Origin of the sequence: Pelagicoccus sp. SDUM812002 (genome assembly GCF_031127835.1) — a bacterium.
In the GTDB taxonomy this organism is placed as follows: Bacteria; Verrucomicrobiota; Verrucomicrobiia; order Opitutales; family Opitutaceae; genus Pelagicoccus.
Genome location: NZ_JARXHX010000117.1, coordinates 1 through 582 on the forward strand (window position 1 = coordinate 1; position 582 = coordinate 582).

1 protein-coding gene is annotated in these 582 nt (G+C 54.0%); it reads right to left on the reverse strand.

What is annotated here, in order from left to right:
* Positions 1-541: metal-dependent hydrolase (locus QEH53_RS23950; RefSeq protein WP_309025764.1), on the reverse strand; the 541-nt coding region annotated here is incomplete at its 3' end.
* Positions 542-582 lie beyond the last annotated feature (41 nt).

The following is a 582-nucleotide window of genomic DNA, read 5'->3' on the forward strand; positions in this document are numbered from 1 at the left end:
TCATATCGAGGGCGTCAATGATCCGGAGTTCGCTTTTCTCGCTCTTGCGAAGGAGCAGGTTTTCGCCGCTGAGCTCCGCCAAAACTTCGTAGTCATCTCGCCACAAAAGGTAATCTTGAATCGCTGCGTTCGGCGTTGCTAAGAGCCGGTGAAACCAGCTCTCAAATCCTTTCATCGACACGGGGACCAATGCTAGGGCGAGCAACGAAATCACCGCCAACACTGTGAATTCACCGCTCGATCCGTAGGCGACTCGAAGCCGGCGATTGTAGTAGATCACGAATTCCAAGCGATTCGGCCAAAGAAGCGGAACGCCTTCTTTGTTCCAGGTATCAAGAAAGATGTGGGTTGCGTACCCAAAAACGAAATACCAAAACGCCGAGTCTTGAACGAGAGCGAGAGGCATCGCCAGGACAGCAAAGAAGGCCATTCCAAGAAGCGAATGCGTTGCCGTTCGATGCCCAAAACGCCGCTCGATCGTTTCGCTGACAAAAAGAGTCATTCGCCCGATCGCTGATGTTCTCCGGTCGATGTCCGGCATAAGCGCACCGACTCCGAGACACGCAGCGTCGAGGGGGTCGA